Here is a 4,626-nt window from a genome sequence, read left to right as displayed (position 1 = left end):
AAGAAACTCAGCCCGCCAGATCCAGCTTCGACGCCACCGTCGAATCCGCGTTGAGGCGGTAGATGATCGGCACGCCGGTGGCTAGCTCGCGCTTCAAAATGCCTTCGGGCGAGAGCTTCTCCAGCACCATGATCAGCGCGCGCAGCGAATTGCCGTGAGCCGCGACCAAAGTGCGCTTGCCGTTGAGCACGCCGGGCAGGATCTCCTGCACGTAGTACGGCAGCGCGCGCGCGAGCGTGTCCTTCAGGCTTTCGCCGCCGGGCGGCGGCACGTCATAGGAGCGGCGCCAGATCAGCACCTGATCCTCACCCCATTTCTTGCGCGCGTCGTCCTTGTTGAGGCCGGAGAGATCGCCGTAGTCGCGCTCGTTCAGCGCGAGGTTCTTCGAAGTCGGCAGACCGGTCTGACCGAGCTCGCCCAGAATGATATCGAGCGTGTGCTGCGCGCGCGTGAGCACGGAGGTGTAAGCGACGTCGAACTGAAGACCCTGTGCCTTCAGCTTGCGGCCGGCGTCGGTCGCTTCCTTCACGCCAAGCTCGGTGAGATCAGGGTCCTTCCAACCGGTGAACAGGTTCTTCAGATTCCATTCGCTCTGGCCGTGGCGCACGAGCACGAGAAGACGTTCGCTCATTGACTGCTTTCCGTTGCTGATTGTCGACTAGATATCGGCAAGGCCGAGCACGTCGGCCATGGAGTAGTGCCCGGGCGGCTTGCCATGCGCCCACAGCGCCGCCTTCAGCGCGCCGTGCGCGAACAGCATGCGGTCCTCGGCCTGATGGGTCAGCGTCAGGCGCTCGAACGGACCCAGGAACGTGACGCTGTGATCGCCGGCGACGGTGCCGCCGCGCAGCGAGGCGAAGCCGATATGGCCCGGCCTGCGCGCGCCGGTGATGCCGTCACGGCCGCGCTCGGAATGGTCGTCGAGGCTGACGCCGCGGCCGCTGGCGGCGGCCTGGCCCAGCATCAGCGCCGTGCCCGAGGGCGCGTCGACCTTCATGCGGTGATGCGTCTCGACGATCTCGATATCGAAACTCTCATCGAGCGCCTTGGCGACGCGCTTGACCACCGCGGCCAGCAGATTGACGCCGAGGCTCATATTGCCGGACTGCACCACCACGGCACGGTTGGTGACGCTCTTGATCACGGCGTTGTCGGAGCCCGACAGCCCGGTGGTGCCGACGACATGGACGATGCCGCGCTCGGCGGCGATCGCGACATTGGCGATGGTTGCCGCCGGCACGGTGAAATCGAGGATGCCGTCGGCCTCCTTCGACATGGCCCAGAGATCGGCCGACAGCTTGATGCCGTTGGCGGGCAACCCTGCGAGCACGCCGGAATCCTTGCCGAGCAGCTCGGAGCCTGGCGCCTCCAGCGCGCCGGCCAGCGCCGCGCCTTTGCTCTCGGCAATCGCCCGCACCAGCGCGCGGCCCATCCGGCCGCCGGCCCCAGCAACAATCAAGCGCATGTCGGACATGGTGTGATCCTCTTCGGAGGCCGTTTTAGCGGGGGGAGGCAGTTCCGGCAACCGACGCTCAGAAGTAGCAGCATGCTTCCACCCTCCCCTGGAGGGGGAGGGTCGATCGCGCGCAGCGCGAGCGGGGTGGGGTGACGGTCCCTCCGCGACGAACAGTGCCCGAGTGGAGAGATCACCCCACCCCGTCACGCGATCTCGCTTCGCTCGATCGCGTGCCGACCCTCCCCCTCCAGGGGAGGGTAAGATACGTCTCAGCTGTCCGCGGGCTGCGGGCCGTCGTAGCCCTCGATGATGATGAGGTCGGCGACCGAGTGCGGCTGGCGCACCTTGATGTTGGCTTGATATTCCGGTGAGTTGTAGCAGGCGATCGCGGTCTCGTAGTCCGGGAATTCGATCACGACGTTGCGGGTGCGGCTGGCGCCCTCGACGGTGGTGAACTTGCCGGCGCGGACGACGAAGCGGCCGCCCCATTTCTTGAAGATCGGACCGTTGGCGACAGCATAGGGCTTGTAGCCCTCGTCACTGCTCACATCGACGCGCCCGATCCAGTAGCCTTTCGCCATTGTTCTTCTCCCTGTGTTGTTGATCTTTATTTGAGCATGATCTGATCGGAAACCGCTTCACGCTTTGCGCGAACGCGGCCCTTCGGGTCCGGATCATGCTCCCAGCGCCTGCGCGATCTCAGCCTGGATCGCATCGGCCGCAGCTTTGGGATCCGCAGCTTCAAGGATCGGTCGCCCGACGACGAGATAGTCGGCGCCCGCGGCGATCGCCCGCCCCGGCGTCATGATGCGCTTCTGGTCGCCACTCGGTGCGCCCGCCGGCCGGATGCCTGGTGTGACGAGGCTCATTTGATGGCCGACGATCTTGCGCAAGGCACCCACCTCTTCCGGCGAGCAGACGAGACCGTCGACGCCGAGCACCTGTGCCTGCTGGGCGCGCGCTTCGACCAGCTCGGAGACGCCGAGCCGGTATCCGGCCGCGTGCAGATCATCGTCGTTGTAGGAGGTCAGCACGGTGACGGCGAGAATCTTCAAGCCCGATCCGCCGCGCCCTTCGACCGCGGCCTTCATGGTCTGCGGATAAGCGTGCACGGTGAGAAAGGTCGCGCCCAGCCTGGCCACGCTTTCCACACCCCGCGCAACCGTGTTGCCGATGTCGTGCATCTTGAGATCTGCAAACACCTTCTTGCCCCGGTCGGCGAGCTTGCCGATCAGCGGCAGGCCGCCGGCATAAGCGAGCTGATAGCCGATCTTGTAGAAGGTGACGCTGTCGCCGAGCCCAGCGATCATCGCCTCCGCAGCTTCAACGCTCGGCACGTCGAGCGGCACGATCAGGCGGTCCTTGGGAGCGATCTCGGCTGGCGTCATGTCACCTCACATCATGCGTTGGGAAATGTCGATCAACTGCGCGACCAGCTCCTTCAACGCGGCGATATCGCCCTCGTTCTTGAGCTTGTCCATATCGTCATAGGCCTGGTCGGCAAAGGCGAGCGTGAGCTGGCTGGCAATCACGTTGGCGTGGCACGAGGTCAGGATCAGGCGCAGCGCCTGCAGCGCGCGGGCCGCGCCTAACCGGCTCTGCGAGGCACCGGCGAGCGCGAAGACGCGGTTGCGGAAGACTTCGCCGCGCGCCTCGTGCAGATCGTGCACGCGGCTGACCCAGTCGATCGCATTCTTGAGCAGCGGCGGCACCGAGGCGTTGTATTCGGGCGAGACGATCAGCACGCCATGATGCGCGCCGATCATGCGCTTGAGATTGATGGCGTGCTTCGGGATGCCGGATTTGGCCTGGAGATCGCCGTCATAGATCGGCAGCGGGAAATCGGCGAGCGAGATGCGGGTGACGTCGACGCCGGCCCGGGCGAATTCATAGGCTATGACCGCCGCCAGCTTCGCATTGTGCGAGCCGGTGCGCAGCGAGCCGGGAATGACCAGGATTTTCGGTGCGGACATCCGCTTCCATGCGTTCGGCGAAACCAGCCCGCCGCGCAAGGAACCAAGCCGGCGGAATTAGTCCTTGCGATACACCCAGACGCGGGCGGGCGGAAGGTTCATCCAGATCCGTTCCGACGCCTCTGTGGACACGCCGGGCAGCGATTTCGGGATCGGCGGCACCACCGCGTAGGTGAACTGGACGAATGGCGCCCCGGGCGCGAGCGCCGTGAAGGCGTCGCGGATCAGCCGCAGCCGCGTCAGCATGGGTTTTGTCACGAGCGGCAGGCCGGAGACCACCGCGGAGGCCGGCGCGCTCAGCACGTTCCAGAGCGTGTCGCGCAGGCGATAGGCATCGCCCTGCACCACCTTGGCCTGCGGATAACGGTCGCGCAGCAACGCACAGAAGCCGGGATTGTATTCGACGAGGACGAGACGCTTCTGATCGACCCCACGCTCGACCAGGGCCGACGTGATGGCGCCGGTTCCGGGCCCGAGCTCGACCACAGGCGCATCCGAATCGACATCGACGTAATGAGCCATGGTCCGGGCCAGCAGCTTGCCCGACGGCATCACTGCGCCCATGTGCAGCGGCTTTTCGATCCACGACCTGAGAAAGCGCACCTCGTCGTCGAGACGAGGCTTCTTCAACGCACGCGCGGACGATGGCAATGGCATGTCTGGACCGGACGGGACCGCGGGACCGCGGCGTGTCAGAAAATGGTCATAAAGACGTATAGGCCGAAGTCGATACGGTCAAGCCGAGTCAACTCGCCCGATTACCGAAGAAATCCTTGACCTTGGCGAAGAAGCCCTCGGATTCCGGCTGGGTGTTGCCGCTCGACAGCTTTTCGAACTCGGCCAGCAATTCCTGCTGCTTCTTGGTGAGGTTCTGCGGGGTCTCCACCACGACCTGGACGTACATGTCGCCCATCTGGCGCGACCGCAGCACCGGCATGCCTTTTGATGCAATGCGGAATCGGCGGTTGGACTGGGTCCCGGCCGGTACCTTCACCTTGGCCTTGCTCTTCTCGATGGTCGGCACCTCGAATTCGCCGCCGAGGGCGGCCGTCACCATCGAGATCGGCACACGGCAATGCAGATCGGCGCCATCGCGCTGGAAGAACTGGTGCTGGGCCAGCGACAGGAAGATGTAGAGGTCGCCGGGTGGGCCGCCACGGACCCCCGCCTCGCCTTCGCCCGCGAGCCTGATCCTGG

At 65.3% G+C, this 4,626-nt stretch carries 7 protein-coding genes; all 7 read right to left on the bottom strand.

Annotated elements, in window-relative coordinates; all coding sequences use genetic code 11:
* Positions 1–7: 7 nt before the first annotated feature.
* The gene (locus SE92_RS23725; protein WP_063198811.1) at positions 8–631 is read right to left on the bottom strand and encodes a 2,3-bisphosphoglycerate-dependent phosphoglycerate mutase; all 624 of its coding nucleotides are present in this window, start codon (positions 629–631) and stop codon (positions 8–10) included.
* Positions 632–658: 27 nt separating this feature from the next.
* The gene (dapB, locus tag SE92_RS23720) at positions 659–1,474 is read right to left on the bottom strand and encodes a 4-hydroxy-tetrahydrodipicolinate reductase (RefSeq protein WP_063198809.1); all 816 of its coding nucleotides are present in this window, start codon (positions 1,472–1,474) and stop codon (positions 659–661) included.
* A 251-nt stretch (positions 1,475–1,725) separates the two neighbouring features.
* Entirely contained in the window at positions 1,726–2,037 is a 312-nt protein-coding gene (locus tag SE92_RS23715; RefSeq protein WP_063198808.1) for a DUF1330 domain-containing protein, read from the bottom strand.
* Positions 2,038–2,130: 93 nt separating this feature from the next.
* Complete coding sequence (pyrF, locus tag SE92_RS23710) at positions 2,131–2,844, bottom strand: orotidine-5'-phosphate decarboxylase (RefSeq protein ID WP_063198806.1); 714 nt, start codon at positions 2,842–2,844, stop codon at positions 2,131–2,133.
* Between the two features lie 6 nt (positions 2,845–2,850).
* Positions 2,851–3,429: an NADPH-dependent FMN reductase gene (locus SE92_RS23705; RefSeq protein ID WP_063198804.1), complete on the bottom strand. Its 579-nt coding sequence runs from the start codon at positions 3,427–3,429 to the stop codon at positions 2,851–2,853.
* A 57-nt stretch (positions 3,430–3,486) separates the two neighbouring features.
* On the bottom strand, positions 3,487–4,086 hold the full coding sequence (locus SE92_RS23700; protein ID WP_027534962.1) for a class I SAM-dependent methyltransferase: 600 nt from the start codon (positions 4,084–4,086) through the stop codon (positions 3,487–3,489).
* A gap of 88 nt (positions 4,087–4,174) precedes the next feature.
* The coding region (locus SE92_RS23695; RefSeq protein ID WP_283806790.1) for a DnaJ C-terminal domain-containing protein at positions 4,175–4,626 on the bottom strand (452 nt) is incomplete at its 5' end.

The organism is Bradyrhizobium sp. AT1, assembly GCF_001590795.1.
GTDB lineage: Bacteria > Pseudomonadota > Alphaproteobacteria > Rhizobiales > Xanthobacteraceae > Bradyrhizobium.
Note: the sequence above shows the minus strand (reverse complement) of the source record. Positions and strands in the feature narration are given on the sequence as shown.

Coding starts and splice junctions, on each gene's coding strand:
- SE92_RS23715 (WP_063198808.1), bottom strand. CDS start 2,037: ATGGCGAAAGGCTACTGGATCGGGCGCGTCGATGTGAGCAGTGACGAG.
- SE92_RS23705 (WP_063198804.1), bottom strand. CDS start 3,429: ATGTCCGCACCGAAAATCCTGGTCATTCCCGGCTCGCTGCGCACCGGC.
- SE92_RS23725 (WP_063198811.1), bottom strand. CDS start 631: ATGAGCGAACGTCTTCTCGTGCTCGTGCGCCACGGCCAGAGCGAATGG.
- pyrF (WP_063198806.1), bottom strand. CDS start 2,844: ATGACGCCAGCCGAGATCGCTCCCAAGGACCGCCTGATCGTGCCGCTC.
- SE92_RS23700 (WP_027534962.1), bottom strand. CDS start 4,086: ATGCCATTGCCATCGTCCGCGCGTGCGTTGAAGAAGCCTCGTCTCGAC.
- dapB (WP_063198809.1), bottom strand. CDS start 1,474: ATGTCCGACATGCGCTTGATTGTTGCTGGGGCCGGCGGCCGGATGGGC.